The sequence below is a fragment of the Halomarina salina genome (genome assembly GCF_023074835.1).
GTDB classification, from domain to species: domain Archaea; phylum Halobacteriota; class Halobacteria; order Halobacteriales; family Haloarculaceae; genus Halomarina; species Halomarina salina.
On sequence record NZ_JALLGW010000001.1, the window covers coordinates 532355 to 550882 of the forward strand.

The 18528-nt window shown below is 69.6% G+C and carries 17 protein-coding genes; 7 read left to right on the forward strand and 10 right to left on the reverse strand.

All coding sequences use genetic code 11. The features are described from left to right. Positions 1-16 precede the first annotated feature (16 nt). A complete protein-coding gene (gene wecB / locus MX571_RS02710) occupies positions 17-1093 on the reverse strand; it encodes a non-hydrolyzing UDP-N-acetylglucosamine 2-epimerase (RefSeq protein ID WP_247414058.1) in 1077 nt (358 codons plus the stop codon). 116 nt (positions 1094-1209) lie between these two features. Here wecB and MX571_RS02715 point away from each other — a divergent pair, with 116 nt between their 5' ends. Both MX571_RS02715 and MX571_RS02720 read left to right on the forward strand, forming a co-directional pair. After that, a complete protein-coding gene (locus MX571_RS02715) occupies positions 1210-3027 on the forward strand; it encodes an AMP-dependent synthetase/ligase (protein ID WP_247414059.1) in 1818 nt (605 codons plus the stop codon). A 40-nt stretch (positions 3028-3067) separates the two neighbouring features. Then, complete coding sequence (locus tag MX571_RS02720; RefSeq protein WP_247414060.1) at positions 3068-4972, forward strand: ABC transporter ATP-binding protein; 1905 nt, start codon at positions 3068-3070, stop codon at positions 4970-4972. A gap of 62 nt (positions 4973-5034) precedes the next feature. Here the strand turns inward: MX571_RS02720 and pyk are convergent, their stop codons facing one another. The 3 genes from pyk to MX571_RS02735 all read right to left on the reverse strand — a co-directional run bounded on the left by pyk (position 5035) and on the right by MX571_RS02735 (position 8260). Next, on the reverse strand, positions 5035-6819 hold the full coding sequence (pyk, locus tag MX571_RS02725; protein WP_247414061.1) for a pyruvate kinase: 1785 nt from the start codon (positions 6817-6819) through the stop codon (positions 5035-5037). A gap of 69 nt (positions 6820-6888) precedes the next feature. Further along, complete coding sequence (locus MX571_RS02730) at positions 6889-7131, reverse strand: hypothetical protein (RefSeq protein ID WP_247414062.1); 243 nt, start codon at positions 7129-7131, stop codon at positions 6889-6891. A 136-nt stretch (positions 7132-7267) separates the two neighbouring features. Then, on the reverse strand, positions 7268-8260 hold the full coding sequence (locus tag MX571_RS02735; RefSeq protein WP_247414063.1) for an ABC transporter permease: 993 nt from the start codon (positions 8258-8260) through the stop codon (positions 7268-7270). 129 nt (positions 8261-8389) lie between these two features. On the opposite strand from MX571_RS02735, the gene MX571_RS02740 reads away from it, so the two are divergent. Both MX571_RS02740 and MX571_RS02745 read left to right on the forward strand, forming a co-directional pair. Then, entirely contained in the window at positions 8390-9589 is a 1200-nt protein-coding gene (locus tag MX571_RS02740; protein ID WP_247414064.1) for an ABC transporter permease, read from the forward strand. 510 nt (positions 9590-10099) lie between these two features. Continuing rightward, positions 10100-11260, forward strand: a complete 1161-nt coding sequence (locus tag MX571_RS02745) for a glutathione-independent formaldehyde dehydrogenase (RefSeq protein WP_247418414.1) — start codon at positions 10100-10102, stop codon at positions 11258-11260. 49 nt (positions 11261-11309) lie between these two features. On the opposite strand, the gene MX571_RS22295 is transcribed toward MX571_RS02745, so the two are convergent. Beyond that, positions 11310-11432, reverse strand: coding sequence for a hypothetical protein (locus MX571_RS22295; RefSeq protein WP_282594452.1), 123 nt, complete (start codon positions 11430-11432; stop codon positions 11310-11312). A 174-nt stretch (positions 11433-11606) separates the two neighbouring features. Between MX571_RS22295 and MX571_RS02750 the strand changes: the two genes are divergently transcribed. After that, positions 11607-11753, forward strand: coding sequence for a hypothetical protein (locus MX571_RS02750; RefSeq protein WP_247414065.1), 147 nt, complete (start codon positions 11607-11609; stop codon positions 11751-11753). Positions 11754-11847: 94 nt separating this feature from the next. Here the strand turns inward: MX571_RS02750 and MX571_RS02755 are convergent, their stop codons facing one another. Beyond that, positions 11848-13023, reverse strand: coding sequence for a CobW family GTP-binding protein (locus MX571_RS02755; protein WP_247414066.1), 1176 nt, complete (start codon positions 13021-13023; stop codon positions 11848-11850). 430 nt (positions 13024-13453) lie between these two features. On the opposite strand from MX571_RS02755, the gene MX571_RS02760 reads away from it, so the two are divergent. Together MX571_RS02760 and mobA are read left to right on the forward strand one after the other, a co-directional pair. Beyond that, positions 13454-13747, forward strand: coding sequence for a hypothetical protein (locus MX571_RS02760; RefSeq protein WP_247414067.1), 294 nt, complete (start codon positions 13454-13456; stop codon positions 13745-13747). 110 nt (positions 13748-13857) lie between these two features. Continuing rightward, on the forward strand, positions 13858-14472 hold the full coding sequence (gene mobA, locus MX571_RS02765; protein ID WP_247414068.1) for a molybdenum cofactor guanylyltransferase: 615 nt from the start codon (positions 13858-13860) through the stop codon (positions 14470-14472). 75 nt (positions 14473-14547) lie between these two features. Here mobA and MX571_RS02770 read toward each other — a convergent pair whose 3' ends face one another. From MX571_RS02770 to MX571_RS02785, 4 genes are all read right to left on the reverse strand, one after another. Further along, positions 14548-15138 (reverse strand): 50S ribosomal protein L15e, encoded by a 591-nt coding sequence (locus MX571_RS02770; RefSeq protein WP_247414069.1) that lies wholly within the window; start codon positions 15136-15138, stop codon positions 14548-14550. A gap of 182 nt (positions 15139-15320) precedes the next feature. Next, positions 15321-17504 carry an amino acid permease gene (locus MX571_RS02775; RefSeq protein ID WP_247414070.1) on the reverse strand — a complete coding sequence of 728 codons (2184 nt, stop codon included), beginning with the start codon at positions 17502-17504 and terminating at the stop codon, positions 15321-15323. Further along, positions 17501-17959: an NAD(P)-binding protein gene (locus MX571_RS02780; RefSeq protein ID WP_247414071.1), complete on the reverse strand. Its 459-nt coding sequence runs from the start codon at positions 17957-17959 to the stop codon at positions 17501-17503. The genes MX571_RS02775 and MX571_RS02780 overlap by 4 nt, the downstream gene beginning before the upstream one ends. 84 nt (positions 17960-18043) lie before the next feature. Further along, positions 18044-18511 (reverse strand): Lrp/AsnC family transcriptional regulator, encoded by a 468-nt coding sequence (locus tag MX571_RS02785; RefSeq protein ID WP_247414072.1) that lies wholly within the window; start codon positions 18509-18511, stop codon positions 18044-18046. Positions 18512-18528 lie beyond the last annotated feature (17 nt).

Genomic DNA, 18528 nt, shown 5'->3' on the forward strand with positions numbered 1-18528 from the left:
ACACCTGCACGTCGGGTCACACCTGCGCGTCGAGGACGTCCACGATGTGCTCGCCCGCCGTCCCGTCGCCGTAGAGGTTCGGGTGGCCGGTCATCGCCGCGCGCTCGGCGTCGTCGGTCAGGAGCGTCTCCAGTCGGTCGCCGAGGTCCTCGGGTTCGACGAGCTGGTTGACGCCAGCGGAGACCGTCTCGGGGCGCTCGGTGTTCGGCCGGACGGTCAGACAGGGCACCTCCAGGATGGACGCCTCCTCCTGGATGCCGCCCGAGTCGGTGACGGCGACGCGGGCGTTGTCGAGCAGTTTGAGGAAGTCGAGGTAGTCGAGCGGGTCGACGAGGCGCAGCGACCCCGACGGCTCGTACCCGATATCGTCGAGGACGCTCGTGGTTCGCGGGTGGGCCGGGAGGACGACGGGTGCGCTCGCGGTGTCCAGAGCGTCCATGATAGCGCGGAGGCGGTCGGGGTCGTCGGTGTTGCTCGCGCGGTGGATGGTGGCCGCGACGTAGTCCCGACCCGCGATATCGAGGTCGGTGAGGACCGTCGAGCGCTCCTCGGCCATCGGCGCGTGGTCGCGGCAGGCGTCGACGATGGTGTTTCCCGTCTCGTAGACGCCCGCGGAGATGCCCTCGTCGTCGAGGTGCTGGACGGCCTGGTCGGTCGGCGCGAACGAGAAGTCCGCGACGTGGTCCGCGACGACCCGGTTGACCTCCTCGGGCATCGTGCGGTCGAAGCTCCGCAGTCCGGCCTCGACGTGGCCGAACTTCGTCGGGAGTTTCGACGCGGCGAGCGCCGTCGACACGACGGCGTTCGTGTCGCCCAGCGCGAGGACGGCCGCGGGGTCGCGCTCGACGAGCATCGACTCGACGCCGACCAGTCCGGAGGCGGTCTGTTCGGCCTGGGACCCCGAGCCGATCTCGAGGTTGTCGTCGGGCGTCGGCAGGTCGAGGGACTCGAAGAACGCGCCGCTCATCTCCTCGTCGTAGTGCTGGCCCGTGTGTATCAGGTGGAGGTCGAACCGACCCTGCGCGGCCCGGATGACCGGGGCCATCTTGATGATTTCCGGTCGGGTACCGACCACGACCGCGAGTTCTCGCATACGAACTACGCCGACGGACGACCACTTGCTTCTTTCTCCCGCTACTGTGCGTGAAATCCTCTCGCAACTGTGAACGAGCCTATATGTCCTCGTGAGACCAATAGCGTCCGGATATCATGGCCATCGAGCACACGCAGAGCGGGCGAACTGTCGGAGAGATACACCGCGGCGAGCCACTGGACGTCCCCGACGGACCGCTGGCACGCTGGTTCAGCGACCGGGTCCGGTCCTACGGCGACCTCCCGGCGACGGTACACCGGGAGAAGGAGGGGGCGGCGTTCGTCGAGACGACGTACGAAGCGCTCTACGCCGAGGCCGTCGCGGTCGCCGGCGGATTCCTGGAGACGATGGAGCCGGGCGACCGCCTCGGCATTCGCGCCGAGACGCGCTACGAGTGGTCGCTCGTCGACCTCGCCAGCGTCCTCGCGGGCCTCGTCCTCGTCCCCGTCTACCCGTCGTTCAGTCCGGAGCAGGCGCGGTACGTGATCGAAGACGCGGGGGTCCGAACCCTCGTCACGGAGGAGGAACTCCCACTCGACGTGGCGGGGGCCGTCGAGTGGGTGGTCGACATCACCGACCTCCCGCGCGAGGAGGACACCGCAGCCACCGACCTGCCGGGGTTCGACGCGACGGACGACGACGTGACGAGCATCATCTACACCTCGGGGACGACCGGGTTCCCGAAGGGGTGTGAGCTCACCCACCGGAACGTCCTCGCGGAGATGGCCGCCATCGGGGGGATACTCCCGGCGGTCCCCGGAGACACGGGGACCTGCTTCCTCCCGCTGAGCCACATCTACCAGCGCGTCTCGAACTACGCGGACTGGGACCGCGGCGTCGCCGCTGTGTTCATCACGATTCCGACGCTCGTCGAGGACCTCGGCGCGATCGAGCCGAACGGATTCGTCACCGTCCCCCGCGTCTACCGCCGAATGTACGACGGCGTCCAGCGCCAGCTCCGCGAGGCGGCGGGGCCGCGCGGACGCATCGCCCGCTGGGCGGTCGCCGTGGCCCACGAGTACGGCCGCGCCATCGACGACGGCGGCGTCCCCGCCGCCGGGCTCCGCGCCCGCCACGCGCTCGCAGAGCGACTCGTCTACGGCCAGTTGCGCGAACAGCTGGGGCTGACCGAGGTCCGGTACGCCATCACCGGCGCGGCGAGCATCGACCCCGACCTGCTCCACTTCTTCTGGGGTATCGGCGTCCCCGTCCTCGAGGGCTACGGCGCGACCGAGACCACCGCCGGCGTGACGCTCAGCCGACCGGGTGAACGCCGCGCCGGGACCGTCGGCAGACCCCTCCCGGGCGTCGAAATCGCGCTCGCCGACGACGGCGAGGTGCTGGTCCGCGGCCCCCAGGTGTTCCGGGGCTACTGGAACGACCCCGACGCCACCGCGGCGGCCCTCGACGACGACGGCTGGTACCACACCGGCGACGTCGGCGAGTGGGTCGGCGACTGCCTCCGCATCGTCGACCGGAAGAAGCGCCTGCAGGTGCTCGACACGGGCAAGAACGTCTACCCCGGCCCCATCGAGACGGCGCTCCGGCGCAGCCCGTACGTCGCGGAGGCGATGGTCGTCGGCGAGGGTCGGAAGTACGTCTCGGCGCTCGTCCAGCCCGACTTCGACGCGCTGGTGGCGTTCGCCGAGGCGGAGGGCATCGCGTTCGACGCCGACGACCTCGTCCGCGACGAGCTGGGCACCGTCGTGTCGGTCCCGACCGACCTGCTCGACCACGAGGCGGTCCGCGACCTGCTCCAGTCGGAGGTCGACGCCGTCAACGAGGGGCTCGCGGAGTACGAGCGCGTCAAGCGCATCGCGGTCGTCGAGCGGGCGTTCAGCGTCGAGCAGGAGGAGCTGACGCCGACGCTGAAGAAGCGTCGCGGGACCATCGGCGAGCACTTCGGGGAGCGCATCGAGGCACTGTACGCCTGATTCCCGGGGGTTTTCCGACGCGCGCCCCCGATTCGAAGGCGTGTCCGACGAACACGGGGGGTTCGAACACGTCCGCGAGAGCGTCGACGGCCACCCGATGGCCCGCCTGCTGTCGTACGCCCGCCCGTACTGGGCGCTGCTGTCGGTCGGCGTGCTCGCGTCGTTCCTGACGCGGTTCGCCCGTCTCGTCCCGCCCATCGTCGTCGCCGTCGCCATCGACCGGGTCGTCCTCGGACCGGGCGAACCGGGGATGCTCGCGCGATACGGCGTCGTCACGTCCGCGGAGATAACGGGACGGGCCGCACGACTGGGCCTGCTGGAACGCCTCGTCGCCATCGCGGCGCTGGCGTACGTCGTCCGGTCGGTGTTCCGGTTCGTCTCGCGGTACGTGCTGCAGGCGACCGCCCAGAAGATACAGCGCGACCTGCGCGACGACACGTACGACCGCCTCCAGCACCTCTCGATGGACTTCTTCGCCGACCACCAGACCGGCGGGATGATGTCCATCCTCGGGTCGGACATCAACCGCCTCGAACAGTTCCTCAACACGGAGTTCCGCCAGTTCGTCCGCGTCGTCGCCACCGTCGGGGGCATCGCCGTCGTCCTCTACATCCACTCGCCGAAGCTGGCGGCCATCGCGCTCGCGCCGGTGCCGGTCATCGGCGTCGCCAGCGCGCTGTTCCTCAAGCGCATCGAGCCGCGCTACAAGTCCATCCGAGAGACGGTCGCGCGCCTCCACACGCGACTGGAGAACAACCTCGGCGGCGCGGCGGTCATCAAGACGTTCGACCGCTACGCCTTCGAGCGCGGCCGGGTCGCCGAGCAGAGCCAGGCGTACCACGACGAGAAGGTCGGTGCCCTGCGCGTCCGGCGGGCGTTCTTCGCCACGCTCCGCCTGCTGACGGGCGTCGTCTTCGTCGTCGTGCTGTTCGTCGGCGGCCGCGACATCATCCTCGGGACGCCCGGCGCGCTCTCCACAGGGGCGTTCGCGCTGTTCTTCCTCTTCCTCCGGCGACTGTACTCGCCGATGCGCCGCGTCGGGAAGTCGGTCAACAAGTACCAGCTCGCGAAGTCCAGCGCCGAGCGCGTCTTCGGCCTGTTCGACCAGGAGCCGACGGTGACGAACCCGGCCGACCCGTACGTCCCGTCGGCCGTCGCGGGCGACGTCCGCTTCGACGACGTCACGTTCGGCTACGAGGACGACCAGCCACCGGTCGTCCGCGACGTGAGCCTCGACGTGCCCGCAGGAACGACCGTCGGTCTGGTGGGGCCGACGGGCGCGGGGAAGTCGACGCTGCTGAAGCTCATCCCGCGACTCCACGACACCGACGAGGGGAGCGTCGGCCTCGACGGCCGTGACGTCCGGGAGTACGACCTCGACGCGCTCCGGGGGTCGGTCGCCGTCGTCGAGCAGGACCCGTACCTGTTCTCGGGGACTGTCGCGGAGAACGTCGCCTACGGCGACCGCGAGACGCTGCGTGCGGAGACCGCGAGCGGCGAGACGCCCCGCGAGGCACGCGACCGGGTCGTCGAGGCCGCCGACGCCGCCGAGGCCCACGCGTTCGTCAGCAATCTGCCCGACGGCTACGACACGCAGGTCGGCGAACGCGGCGTGAAGCTCTCGGGCGGCCAGCGCCAGCGCCTCGCCATCGCCCGCGCGCTGCTGAACGACCCGGCGGTCATCGTGCTCGACGAGGCGACCTCGGACGTCGACACCGAGACCGAAGAGCGCATCCAGCGCTCGCTGGAGCGCCTCGTCGAGGACCGGACGGCGTTCGTCATCGCCCACCGCCTCTCGACCGTCCGCGACGCCGACCGCATCGTCGTGATGGACGACGGCGAGGTGGTCGAGCGCGGCGACCACGAGGCCCTGCTCGACGCGAACGGCGACTACGCCGACCTCTGGGCCGCGCAGGCCGACACGTCGCTGCCGGCCGACGACTGAGCGCCCCCGTCGCTCGAACGGCCCACCGAACGCCCGACGGTCGGTCGTCGCGACGGTACGCGTCAGGACGCGCCGTCCTCGCTGCGCTCGCTCGCTCCCGACAGCACGTCGCCCTCGTAGACGACGCCGCGTTCGGCGTCCACGGTGACGCGCGTCCCGTCGGGCACCGCCTCGGCGTCGAGTTCCGCGCCGGACACCATCGGGACGTCGAGTTCGCGGGCGACGATGGCCGCGTAGCCCGTCAGCCCTCGCTCGGCGGCGACGATGCCGCCGACCCGCGAGAGGTCGCCGTCGAACTCCTCGTCGAACGTCCGCGGGAGGACCAGCACCGCTCCCTCCGGCGCGTCCGCGAGGTCGCCCGTCGTGTGGAACACCGGCCCCGTCACCCGCCCGGAGACCGTGCTGGTCCCGGCTGCCAGCGTCTCGGCGGCGACGTGTATCTTCAGCGTGTTCGTCGTGTCCGTCCCGAGGTCGCTCATCATCCCGGAGAGGACGACGACGGTGTCGCCCGACGTTGCGACGCCCGCGTCGAGGGCCGCCTCGACCGACCGCTCGATGAGCGAGGGCGCGTCGCTGACGTGCTCGACGGCCGCCGGGCGGATGCCCCACGAGAGCGCCAGTCGTCGCCTGACGCCGTCGTTCGGCGTCGTCGCGACGACCGGGGCCTCGGGGCGGTACTTCGCCACCTTGCGCGCGGTGTAGCCCGACTCGCTGGCGACGACGACGGCGCTCGCACCGACGTCGCGGGCGAGGTAGCGGGCGGCCCGCGCCAGCGAGTCCGTGCTGGTCGGTTCCGCACCGGGGACGTGGCGGTCGCGCTGTTCGGCGTACTCCTCACTCCCCTCCACCTCGGCGACGATGGTCCGCATCGTCTCGACGACGCGCACCGGGTGGTCGCCGACGGCCGTCTCCGCCGACAGCATCACCGCGTCCGTGCCGTCGAGGATGGCGTTGGCGACGTCCGACGCCTCCGCCCGCGTCGGTCGCCGGGCGTGGGCCATCGAGTCGAGCATCTCCGTGGCGACGATGACCGGGACGCCCGCCCGCTGGGAGCGCCGGATGGCGCGTTTCTGGATGAGCGGGACGTCCTCCAGCGGGTACTCCACGCCGAGGTCGCCCCGTGCCACCATGACGCCGTCCGCCGCCTCGACGATGGCGTCGAGGTGTTCGATGGCACCGGCGCGTTCGAGTTTGGCGACGACCGGCACGTCGCCGTCGAACTCCTCGACGACGCCCGCCACCGACAGGACGTCCTCGGCGTCGCGGACGAAACTCGCCGCGACGAGGTCGGCGTCCTCCTCGACGGCGAGGCGAATCTCCTCGCGGTCGTCCTCGGTGGGGACCGGCAGCGAGAGGTCGACGCCGGGGAGGTTGACGCCCTTCCGGCCTCCGAGGTCACCGCCCGAGTCGATACGGGCGACGACGGCCTCGCCGTCGACGCGCAGGACGGTCGCGGCGATGCGACCGTCGTCGAGGAGTATCCGGTCGCCCGGGTCCGCGTTGTCGATGGCGTGCGAGAGGCCGACCTCCTCGGGGGTCGCGTCGTCGCCCGCGACGAACCGAACGTCGCTCCCCTCGGCCAGCGTGATGGGGTCGTCGAGCGGCGCGGTGCGGACCTCCGGCCCCTGAAGGTCCACCATCGTCGCGACGGGCGTGCCGAGGTTCTCGGCGACAGCCCGGACCCGTCCGGCGAGTTCGCGGCGGTCCTCCCGCGACCCGTGGCTGGCGTTCAGTCGGGCGACGCGCATCCCCGCGTCGACCAGCGCGCGGATGGTCTCCCGGTCGTCGGAGGCCGGGCCGAGCGTGCAGACCACCTTGGCGTTCGTCTGTGGCGTCGCGTCGGTCATACCGTCGTTCGCTCCGGGAGAGTGCAAAAAAGCTCGCGTGAGTCGCTCGCGGCGACCGTCTCGCCCCGCCTACCGGAACGCCACCTCGCTCATCGCGCGGACGAGGACGAACGGGAGCGCCGTCACGACGGCCACACCCACGGCGAGTGCGAACGCGCCGAGGAGGACGCTCACCGTACCTGCCGCCAGGGCGTTCCCGACGACGACGGCGAGCGCGAGCAGTGCGACGAACGCCACGGCGGCGAACGCGAGACGGTCGAATCGGGGGCGGCGCGTGGTGGTCGTGGTGGTTCCGAGCATGGTTCCGTTCACGGTTGGACCGAGGACCCATCCGGCAATAATCATAATCTGAACTACATTTCTGTAACGGGAGTTACTGAAATCGCGTTCAGTCGATCCGCAGCGCGTTCCAGTGCGGACAGCAGGCGGACCGAAAACGGCGGTGACGTCAGGCCTCGTCGCCGACGCGGGGGTCGAGGTAGCCGTACGAGAGGTCCTGTACCAGCGTCCCGACGACGCCCGCGGCGACGACGACCGTCGTGATACCGACGACGAGCGGCAGGTCGCGGGCGAAGATGGCCGTGTACGCCATCGAGCCGATTCCGCGGACTGGGAAGATATACTCCAGGACGAACACGTCGACGACCAGCACCGCGAGCACCTCGGTGAAGAATAGCGCGACGAGCGGGAGCGCGGCGTTGCGGAGGACGTGTCGTGCGAGGCGGAGCCGTCCCGCGCCCTTCGCTCGGACGAGGCGGACGAAGTCCGCGCGAGCGTACTCTAGCGTCTCGGTCCGGGCGTAGCGAATCTGGCTGCCGAGGAGCGCCAGCGTGAGGACGAAGATGGGAAGCAGCGTCCCGTGGACGCGAACCGGCCCGAGCGTGCGTGGCAGTCCCGACCCGAGGAGGTCCAGCGGTATCGCCAGGACGACGGGGACGAGGATGGCGAGGTAGAAGTTCGGGAACCCGCCGCCGAAGTACGCCGCCATCGACGCGCCCCGAGCGAACCGCGAATCGGGCTCGAACGCCGCGTACGTCCCGATAGCCGTCCCGAGCACCACCGCCAGCAGGATGGCCGGCACCACGTATCGCAACGTGTTCGGAAGTCCCTGGGCGAGCGCCGTCGTCACGCGCGTCGGCTGTGGCTCACCGTCCGGTCCGGGGTGGGTCACGGACGTCGACATACCCCAGTCGAACGTCGCGAAGTCGCCAGCCCAGTCGAGGTAGCGGTCGAGAGCCGGGTCGTCGTCCCCCTTCAGTGCGGCGAGTCTCGCCGCCTTCTCCTCCTGGCTGAGCTGGTCGTTGGTGTTGATGGCACGCTCGGCCATCGCCTCGTTCGGGTCGGGCGTGAGCGCGATGCTCGCCCACGTCATCGAGACGACGAGCCACACGACGCAGGCCGCGAACACGAGCCGACGAACCGCGGTCAGCCAGCGCGCCACGTGACGACACCTCCGCGCATGGTACGAGCGCATCGGGAGGTGACAAATACACGGCGTGTCACTGAAAACGGGGTTTGAGTCACCGGACAGGACTTACCCGGATGACGAGCAGACGCGTGACAGAGAGGCATGGCGGGGGACAGGGACGACCGGTTCGAGGCAATCGAGTGGGACGCGGAGGGGTCGCGCCGGCGACTCGGCCTGCAGGGGACGGCCACGCTCGCGGTGCTGGTCCTCGGCGTGCTCGGCTACGTCTACGAGACGCACCTGCTGGACGGCGACGACCTCGTCCCGCCGAACGGTGGACTGGTCGAACTCACCTGGCCCATCTCGACGGTCGACTGGCTGTTCGTGGTCGCGCTGGGTCTGTTCGCGGTCAACACCGTCGTCCCGCTGTGGCGCAACCCCGACCGGGCGCGGCGCTACTGGCGACGCCTGCGCGCCGACCGCCTCGGGAGTGCGGCCGCCGCCTACCTCGCCGTCTTCTTCGTCCTCGGCCTGTTCGGACCGATACTCCTCGGCAGTCCGACCATAGACAAGGCCATCGCCTTCCAGCCGCCCGTCCTGTTCACCATCGACGCCCGGACGCCGAACGTCTGCGTCGGCCCCGTCTTCCTCTCGCGGTGCGTCGGCACGATGGCCCACCCGCTCGGGACGACCTACGAGGGCAAGGACGTGCTCCTGATGGTCATCATGGCGATGCGCATCACGCTCCAGGTCGGTGTCATCGCGGCGGCCATCATCGTGCCCGTCGCCACCGCCGTCGGCACCGCCGCGGGCTACCTCGGCGGCTGGGTCGACGACGTGCTGATGCGCTACGTCGACGTCCAGCAGGCGATTCCCGCCTTCCTCGTCTACATCGTCGCCATCTTCGTCTACGGCCGCTCGCTGTTCCTCATCGTCGTCGTCTTCGGCCTGTTCTCGTGGGGTGGCGTCGCCCGCATGGTACGCTCCGAGGTGCTCCAGCGCCGCGAGGAGATGTACGCCATGGCCGCGCGGTCGGCCGGTGCGAGTCACTTCCAGGTCGTTCGTCGCCACATCCTGCCGAACGTCTCCGGGACGGTGGTGACGGCGACGACGCTCCAGGTCCCCGCCATCGTCCTCGCGGAGGCGGCGCTGTCGTTCCTCCGTCTCGGGAAGTCGACGCTCCCGTCCTTCGGCGACCTCATCGCTGGCGGGTCCATCGGGGCCATCCTCCGGTGGACCGACTTCACCGAGGCGTGGTGGATAGCGACCATCCCGGCCGTCTTCCTCGCCCTGACGGTGCTGTCGTTCGGGTTGCTCGGCGATGCGATGCGGGACGTGTTGGACCCACGCGGTTCGGAGTGAGGCGTGGCCGAGCAACGCGAGGCCACGATACCGAGCGGGGAGCGAAGCGACCAGCGAGGAGCGACCGAAGGGAGTGAGACCGAGATTCGGAGCGGTCGAGCGCCAGTGAGCGAACGGCGACTGAACGGGGCCGTGAGCAGCGACTCGGTCGGAGAGACTCACCCTCCGACCGCTGCCCCGCGAAGAGCGCGACGAGACGGTCGTACAGCAGACGGGCGAGCCGCGAACGCGTGACGCGCCAGACGGGCAGACTCACGACGGAGTGTATACTTCGTCCGAATCAACGTACCCGTCGCCGGACGGTGCCCTGGATTGGCATCTCGACGGCCGGACGAACGTGGCTCCGGAGCCGGTGACGGCGGCTCGCGTGCAGTTCTCGATTCGACAGGGTGTCGTCGGTTCGGGAGGCTGTCCCGCCGCGACCAGTCACCCGCGCCGGACCGTCGCCATCGCCTGCAAAAGTAGTAATATAGTTGACACTGACTGCGACGATGGTGGCAACACATGTCAATGGAAGCAGTCGTCTACAAAGGACCGAACGAAGTGGCCGTCGAGGAGGTCGACGAACCGGAGCTGCAGCACCCGAACGACGTCGTCATCGACATCACGACGTCGTGCATCTGCGGGTCGGACCTGCACATGTACGAGGGACGAACCGGCGCCGACCCCGGCATCGTCTTCGGCCACGAGAACATGGGTATCGTCCGAGCGGTCGGTGACGGCGTCGATACACTCGCCGAGGGGGACCGCGTCGTCGCGCCGTTCAACGTCGCCTGCGGGTTCTGCGAGAACTGCGAGGACGGCTACACCGGGTTCTGTACGAACGTCAACCCCGGGTTCGCGGGCGGCGCGTACGGCTACGTCGCCATGGGGCCGTATCAGGGCGGGCAGGCCGAGAAACTCCGCATCCCGTACGCGGACTTCAACGCGCTGAAGCTCCCCGAGGGGGACGAACACGAGGACTCGTTCGCGCTGCTCGCGGACATCTTCCCGACCGGGTGGCACGGGACGGAGCTCGCCGGGCTGGAACCGGGCGAGTCCATCGCCATCTTCGGGGCCGGGCCGGTCGGGCTGATGGCCGCCTACAGCGCGAAGATCAAGGGCGCGGCGGAAATCTACGTCGTCGACCGAGTCCCGAGCCGACTCGAACTCGCGGAACAGCACTGTGACGCGAAACCGATCAACTTCGAGGAGGGCGACCCGGTCGAGCAGATCACGGACGCCCACGGCGGCGAGGTCGACCGGGGCGTCGACGCGGTCGGCTACCAGGCCATCGACCCCGAGACCGACCCCGGTTCGGACGCTTACGACCCGGCCCGCGAGAACCCGGCGGTCGTACTGAACCAGCTCGTCCAGACCGTCAGACCGACGGGACAGCTGGGGATTCCGGGTCTCTACGTCCCCTCGGACCCCGGTGCGCCCGACGAGATGGCCGCGCAGGGCCGTCTCGGCATCGACTTCGGGAAGCTGTTCGAGAAGGGCCAGCGCCTCGGGACGGGCCAGTGCAACGTCAAGCAGTACAACCGCGAACTCCGCGACCTCATCATCGAGGGACGGGCGGACCCGAGCTTCGTCGTCTCACACCGCGTGGGACTGGAGGAGGCCCCCGAGATGTACGAGCGGTTCGACAACCGCGAGGAGGGCGTGACGAAGGTGCTCCTCGAACCGTAGCGGAGCACTGGAACCGCGAGCGGAGGGCGGAGGAGCGCGCCGGGCGTGCTCAGACCCGGAACCACCTGTCCGGGTGGTGTTCGCGGAGGTGGTCCTGGTAGAGTCGGACCATCTCCGGATGCGACGCCGTCAACGCCTGCCAGTCACAGTGGTCACAGCGGCCGGTTATCATACGACGACTTCGGCCGAGTCGTGCTTCGACGTGCGGGCTACCCTCGTTGCCCTGGGGGCTACACACGTACCCCGCGGTCGGCCGACGGTCGCCAGCCACGGGTGCAGCGCCCGCGTGAGAACTTCTCGGTGACCCCACCGAACCGTTATCCACCGCGACGGAGAAGGGCGCTCCATGTGTCTCTACTGCACGATGGGTGAGGGCTGGTCGGCGCTCCTCCAGTACGACGAGGTGTACCAGACCGCCGTCGGGGGCACGAGCGAGGCGACCTACGGCTTCCACGAGTCGTACGACGAACTGCGCGAGCAGGTCGGGCCGTAGCCGTCGCCGGAAGGCGCTCCTCGGCGAGTCGATACGAACCGACACGGACCGATACGGAGCGAGACGTGACGACGCCTGACGGCCCACCAGGCAGTCAGTCCAGCACCGACTCCCGCGGGAACGGGTCGTCGGCCGCGTCGGGCGGGTCCGCACGCTCCTCGTCGCTGGCGAGGCAGGCGTCGAGTTCCTCGGCGAGTCGGTCCGGGTCGAGGTCCTGCCCGATGAACACCAGTCGCGTCGCCGGGTCGTCGTCCCCCCACTCGCCGATGGGACCGACGCGAATCGACGGTCCCGCCTGACTCAGGCCGACGACCCGCTCGGAGCGACTCGTCAGCCAGCAGAAGCCCTTCGCGCGGACGACGCTGCCGTCCCAGTCGTCGAGCCACGCGTCGAACCGGTCCGGGTCGAACGGTCGCTCGCGGCGGTAGACGGTCGACTCGACGCCGTGGACAGCGGCCGCCGGACGGTCGCCGTGGCCACCGTGGTCGTGGCTGCTCTCGCCTCGCCCCGCCCCGTGGTCGTGACCGTCGCGGTCCGTCCCCGCACCGCTCAGTTCGCGCTTCCAGCCCTGCTCCCGACTCGCCGCGGCGAAGTCGAACCGGCCGGTGTCGAGGACGGCGTCGGCTGGCACGTCGCACTCGACGGTCCGGTAGCGGGTCGCTCGCGGCTGGAGTCGGTCGACGACGGCCTCCATCCCGTCGAGCACGTCGTCCGGCACCAAGTCGCACTTGTTCAGGAGGAGCACGTCGCAGAACTCGATGCCGTCGACCAGCACGTCCGCGAGCGGTCGCTCTGGGTCGTGGCCCGCGGGGAGCGACTCGCCCGCGTCGAACTCCTTCCAGAAGCCGTAGGCGTCGACCACGCTGACCATCGTGTCCAGTCGGAACCGGTCCGCGGTGGAGCGGCTATCCCCCTCCGCACCGCCCCCCTCGACCAGCGTCCGGGCGATGGGAATCGGCTCGGAGATGCCCGAGGCCTCCACGACGACGACGTCGAACGTCCGGGTCCGGGCGAGTCGGTCGAGCGACTCCAGCAGGTCGTCGCCCAGCCGACAGCAGATACAGCCGTTCGAGAGGTCCACGACGCCGTCCGCCGAGCGCTCGACGAGTTCGGCGTCCACGTTCAGTTCACCCATGTCGTTGACCACGACGGCGACGTCCCGGTCGCCGGGGTCCCGGAGCAGCCGGTTGACGAGCGTCGTCTTCCCCGCGCCGAGGACACCCGTCACCACCGTCACCGGAACGCGGTCGTCCCCATCCGCGTCACTCATGTAAACACCTTGGTCGTCCGATACGTATCAACCCCCGCGACGACGAGTGTGACGTTCTCCTCGCCAGGGAGGAACCGCTCGATTCGACGACGACCCCGTGCTCGGATCGACCCACACGGTGCGTCTACGATTCGCATCACACCGGTACTACGATTCGGAGGGAAGTATTACGAAAACAACAAATCGGCAGACGGCACCCGACTGTTCTGCAAACATTCTCATCTATATATCAAAACGAAGCGACAATACTCATAGGGCTGGGAGTCGTCGTAGCTAACGCTAGTAAGACGACAGCGCAGAGAAAGGGGTCCGTGGTGGTACACGCCCAGTTCTCTCTCGGGCGGCATAAGCGTTCCCACGAGTGGCGACGCCGACGCTCCCGGCGGTCGGCCGCACCCGGCGTCCTCGCGGCACCACGAGTCACTACTACATGCCAGACGAAAACGGAACGTGCGACTGGGAGTCGACGGTCGTCGTCGTCCACGACTGGGACGGCGACGACCCACTGGAGCGGTCGATAGCCGAAGGGGTGGTGGACCTCTGTTCGAACGACGGCCTGACCTTCCCGACGGCGGAGGAGTCAGAGCGCGTCGAGACGGTCGACCGGCTGTTCTCCGGGACCCACCTCGTCAGCGGGGAGGTGGTGGTCACCTACGCGGGGTGTGACGTCACCGTCAAGAGCAACGGCGTCGTGCGAATCGAAGGCCCTGCCGACGTGGACTGACCCCGTCGAGTCGCGACGCGTCGTCGACGCCCGACCCGGTGACCGACGCCCCGCTTGGCGACCGACGGTCGCACACAGCGGTTTTCCCTGCTCCCGGCCAACGAGAGACGATGCCAGGAGGCGTGGTGCTCGCGGGCGGCCGTTCGACGCGGTTCGGCGAGGGCGACAAGGCCCTCGCCGACCTCGCCGGGGTACCGATGGTTCGACGGGTCGCCGACCGTCTCGTCGACTCCGTCGAGACGCTCGTCGTCAACTGCCGACGGGAGCAGCGTGCGGCCATCGAGCGGGCGCTCGCGGACTACCCGCACCCGGTCGGCTACGCCGTCGACCCGGACCCCGACCGCGGGCCGCTGGCCGGTATCGCGACCGGTCTGCAGGCCGTGGATAGCGAGTACGCGTTCGTCTGCGCCTGCGACATGCCGTTCGTCGACGGCCGGGTCGTCGACCTGCTCGCCGACCGCGCGGCGGGCCACGACGCCGCCGTCCCGCGACTCGACGACGGCTGGCACCAGCCGACCCACGCCGTCTACCGCGCTTCGTCGACAGCCGACGCCTGCGACCGGGCGCTGGCCGACGACGAGCGCGCGGCGCTCGCGGCGCTGGAGCAGCTGGACTGGGTCGTCGTCTCGGAGGACGAGATTCGCGCCCACGGCTCCGTCGAGACGTTCACGAACTGCAACACCCGCGAGGAGGTCGAACGGGCAGCAGCGCGGCTGGAGGGGTGAGGTACGTCGATCACCGCCGCTGGTCGATGCGAAGAACGTGAGAGTCGGAAATCGCTGCGACGCGCGGCGAGTCCGTTACTTGCCGCGGTTGTCGTTCGAACCGACGGACGGACGGACCCGCTCCGCGCCCGTGCCACGGTTGCGGAGGCCACGGCCCTTCTGCCCGGCGCTCGTCTTGCCGCGGAACGCGCGGCCCTTCTGGGACTCGTCGCAGATCCAGTTGAGGTCGTCGTCGTTCTGGATGGCGGGGTGGTTCGGGTCGAGGAGGATCACCTCGAACCACTTCTGCGACCCGTCCTCACCGACCCAGTAGCTGTTGAGGACGCGCAGGTTGCGGTACCGGCGCTGGGAACGCTCCTCGGCGATGCGCTGGAGGTTCTTCCGGCGAGTGATCTTGTTGACGCCCTGGCGCTTCGAGCGACGACCCGCCTTGAAGCGCTGTTTGCGCGCACCGCCCTTGCGGACGGAGATGCGGGCGACGACGACGCCCTGCTTCGCCTTGTAGCCCAGTTCGCGGGCGCGGTCGAGGCGGGTCGGGCGCTCGATGCGCTCGATCGCGCCCTGTCGACGCCACTCCTGCTGTCGCTGCCACTGCAGCTCTGCGAGTTTCCCCTCCTTCGGGGTCTCCCAGGCCTCCTTGATGTGAGAGTAGAAGCTTCGTGCCATTGTGTTTCACCGACGGGCGTTGGCGGTTCAGCCGCGAACGTGGCTCCGTCGGAGCCACGCGGGCCACATTCCGGCCTGCCGTAGCAGGTGCCCGCTGGTGCCCGTCCGTCCAGCGAGTTACCGTCGGTACTTCCGTGGCCTACTTGAGGCCTTCGAAGCCCCTCGAACGGGCGTGTGGCGTGTCAGAACACGACGCGTTCGAGCAGGCGACGGACCAGCCTCGGTCGGCGAGACTCGTGGGGGTAGACCGTCAGTTCGGTACACGCGGGCGGCGTGTTCGGGTCGCGGTCGAACAGCGCCCCCCGGAGGCGGTGGTCGGCCCCACGACGAACGACGAGGTCCGGGGTCGGTGGGAGACCGCCGTCGGTCCGGTAGGAGGCGGCCGCAACGGGCGCGGAACAGAGCTCCGCCAGGTCCCGCTGATAGTCGGCCAGCGTCCGTTCGGCACGTTCGGGCGGGTCGGCCGACGCGCCGAACCGGAAGGCGACCTGTCCGCCGGTGGCGCTGGCGAGTCTGTCGGCGACGGCCACCGTCCCCGGGTCGAACGGGCCGTCGTCGCTCTCGAGGACGACGGTCCGTGGCGCGTCGTACCCGCGGTTCTCGACGAGTACCACGTCGCAGGGCGCGTGGCGGACCACCCAGTCGATGGGGTCGCCGACGACCCGCGAGCGCAGGCGGAGGCGCTCGTGTTCGGCGACGATGGTGTCGACGCCGCGGTCGGCAGCGTGGTTGACGACGGCGTGTTTCGTGTCGTGGCTGACGACTTCGCCCGTCTCGACGGGGACGTCGAGGTCGCTCGCCAGCGCGGCGAGGCGCTCCTCGAAGGCGACGTCGGCCGGCGACTGTGCCGTCGCCGTCTCGTCGAGCGGTGTCTGGTCGGGGACCTCCTCGAAGCGGACCACCTCGACGCGGCCGTCGCGGTCACGGACGAGGTCGGCGGCCAGCCGGACGAGCGCCGCCTCACGGTCGGGGGCCGCCTCGCGGGTGAGCGCGACGAGCACCTCGGGAGTGTCGTCGTCCGCGACGGCGTCGGCAGTCACCGCGAGCGCGTCACGGCCCACCTTCCGCCGGACGATGTCGGTCGCCGCCCCCTCGCGGTGGACGCGGCGGCGAGCGTAGCCGTAGTACCACGCGACGCCGACGAGCACCATGACCAGTGCGCCGACGAGCGGGACCGTCCCCATCTGCGTGAGCAGCGCCAGTCCGCTCAGGACGCCGAACACCTGAATCCAGGGGTAGAGCGGCGACTCGAAGCTGGGGTCGTAGTCGGCGCTCCCCTCGCGGAAGGCGACGACGGCGGCGTTGACGAGGGCGAAGACGAGTATCTGGAACGCACTGGCGAGTTTCGCGATGTCGAGGACGGGGACGAACGCGATGAGCGCGAGCATGACCACGCCGGTGAGCGTGATGGCCTGCGTCGGCGTCCCGAACCGGTCGTGTATCTTCCCCAGCGAGGGTGGGGCGAGACGGTCGCGGCTCATCGCGAACGGGTAGCGCGACGACGAGAGGATGCCGGCGTTCGCCGTCGAGACGAGTGCGAGCATCGCGGCACCGACGACGGCCCACAGACCGACCGTGCCGAGCGTGACCTCGGCGGCGGCGGCGACGGGCGTGTTCGACCCGGCGACGGTCCCGGGTTCGGTGACGCCGACGATGACCGCGACGATACCGACGTACAGCAGCGTCGTGAACACGAGCGACCCGAGGATGCCGAGCGGGATGTTCCGTCCAGGGTCCTCTACCTCCTCGGCGACGCTGGCGACCTTCGTCACGCCCGCGTAGGAGACGAAGACGAGGCCCGTCGCCGCCAGCAACCCGCCGATGCCACCGGTGAGGAACGGTTCGAAGTTCGCCTGTTCGACGGACCCGGCACTGCCGACGACGAACCACGACAGGGCGGCGAGCATGGCGACCACGATGACGACCTGGAGTCGTCCGGTCTGTTTCGCCCCCAGCAGGTTGACGACGACGAGGAACGCCGCCAGTCCGAGCGCGACCGGTTGGACGGGCAGGTCGAACAGGATGACGAGATACGGCACCCCGCCGACGAGCGCCAGCGCGCTCTTGAACGACAGGGAGAACCACGTCCCGAGGCCGGCGACGGTGCCGAGTAACGGCCCCATCCCACGCTCGATGAAGATGTAGGTCCCGCCGGCTTCGGGCATCGCCGTCGCCATCTCCGACTTCGAGAGCGCCGCCGGGACGACGAGCAGGCCCGCCAGCAGGTAGGCGACGACCACCGCGGGACCGGCGATGCTCAGCGCCAGCGCCGGCAGGATGAAGATGCCGCTGCCGACCATCGCGCCGATGCTGATCGCGAGGACCGCACCCAGTCCGAGGTCGCGTTCGAGCGTCTTGCCCGTCATCGAAGGCGACTCGCGATTCCGTCCTCGACGTTGCTCGTCGTACAGACCGTCTCGTAGTCGAGCGGCCGGAACGTCTCGACGTGGTCGGGGTCGTTCACCCGAACGACGACCGTCTCGACGCCGAACCGTGCGCGGGCGAGCTGTGCGATGAGCAGGTTCGACCCGTCGCTCGTCGTCGCGGCGACGACCGCGTCGGCGTCTGCGAGGCCGGCCCGTTCCAGCACGTCGGAGTCCATCGGGTCGCCTTCGACGACCGGTATGCCGGCCGCCATCGACTCGGTGACGACGTCGGGCGTGTCGTCGACGAGCGACGCCCAGTTCCCGTCGGAGCGGAGTCGGTCGGCCAGCGCACGGCCGACCCGCCCGCCACCGACGACGTGGATGGTTCGAGCGCGCTCCGGACTACCGGCCGGAACCGACGCCCGGCGTGTCGAGGGTGGTGTCGATGTCGTCATCGTTGGCTACCCGCTCGTCCGACACGGAAGTATAAGAATTTCTCTATTCTCCTCGTGATTCCGCAAAATGTGGACCGATAATTGCTAATCTGTCCTCTCGAAGCCGTGGTACGGGTTCGCAAAGTCGTTGCGGATGAGGTCCTCGTCGACGATCTCGAACCCGACGTCGTTCAGTTCGCGACCGATACGACTCAGGTCGTCGCCATCGGTCCCGACGACGCCGATGTGGACGTTCTCGGCCCCGGTCATCACCTCCCGAACCGAGACGACGCCCTCGATGTCGAGGGCGGTCCGCGCGAGTTCCTCACGCTGGGGGATCGGAGCGGTACAGACGATGAGCGTGTGCAGTTGGTAGCCGGCTAGTTCGTAGTCCACGTCGGCGTGGTAGCCCCGGATGATACCGGTCTCTTCGAGACGGCCGATACGGTTCCGGACGGTGCTCGCGGAGACACCGACGTCCTCGGCGATGGCCGACGACGAGGTGTGGCGGGCGTCGGCCTGGAGCGCGTGGATGATGGCTCGGTCGATGCTGTCGAGGTCCACATCGGGCATAGCAGACCCACAGCGTA

Coding starts and splice junctions, on each gene's coding strand:
- wecB (WP_247414058.1), bottom strand. CDS start 1,093: ATGCGAGAACTCGCGGTCGTGGTCGGTACCCGACCGGAAATCATCAAG.
- MX571_RS02715 (WP_247414059.1), top strand. CDS start 1,210: ATGGCCATCGAGCACACGCAGAGCGGGCGAACTGTCGGAGAGATACAC.
- pyk (WP_247414061.1), bottom strand. CDS start 6,819: ATGACCGACGCGACGCCACAGACGAACGCCAAGGTGGTCTGCACGCTC.
- MX571_RS02740 (WP_247414064.1), top strand. CDS start 8,390: ATGGCGGGGGACAGGGACGACCGGTTCGAGGCAATCGAGTGGGACGCG.
- MX571_RS02745 (WP_247418414.1), top strand. CDS start 10,100: ATGGAAGCAGTCGTCTACAAAGGACCGAACGAAGTGGCCGTCGAGGAG.
- MX571_RS22295 (WP_282594452.1), bottom strand. CDS start 11,432: ATGATAACCGGCCGCTGTGACCACTGTGACTGGCAGGCGTTGACGGCG.
- MX571_RS02750 (WP_247414065.1), top strand. CDS start 11,607: ATGTGTCTCTACTGCACGATGGGTGAGGGCTGGTCGGCGCTCCTCCAG.
- MX571_RS02755 (WP_247414066.1), bottom strand. CDS start 13,023: ATGAGTGACGCGGATGGGGACGACCGCGTTCCGGTGACGGTGGTGACG.
- MX571_RS02760 (WP_247414067.1), top strand. CDS start 13,454: ATGCCAGACGAAAACGGAACGTGCGACTGGGAGTCGACGGTCGTCGTC.
- mobA (WP_247414068.1), top strand. CDS start 13,858: ATGCCAGGAGGCGTGGTGCTCGCGGGCGGCCGTTCGACGCGGTTCGGC.
- MX571_RS02770 (WP_247414069.1), bottom strand. CDS start 15,138: ATGGCACGAAGCTTCTACTCTCACATCAAGGAGGCCTGGGAGACCCCG.
- MX571_RS02775 (WP_247414070.1), bottom strand. CDS start 17,504: ATGACGGGCAAGACGCTCGAACGCGACCTCGGACTGGGTGCGGTCCTC.
- MX571_RS02780 (WP_247414071.1), bottom strand. CDS start 17,959: ATGACGACATCGACACCACCCTCGACACGCCGGGCGTCGGTTCCGGCC.
- MX571_RS02785 (WP_247414072.1), bottom strand. CDS start 18,511: ATGCCCGATGTGGACCTCGACAGCATCGACCGAGCCATCATCCACGCG.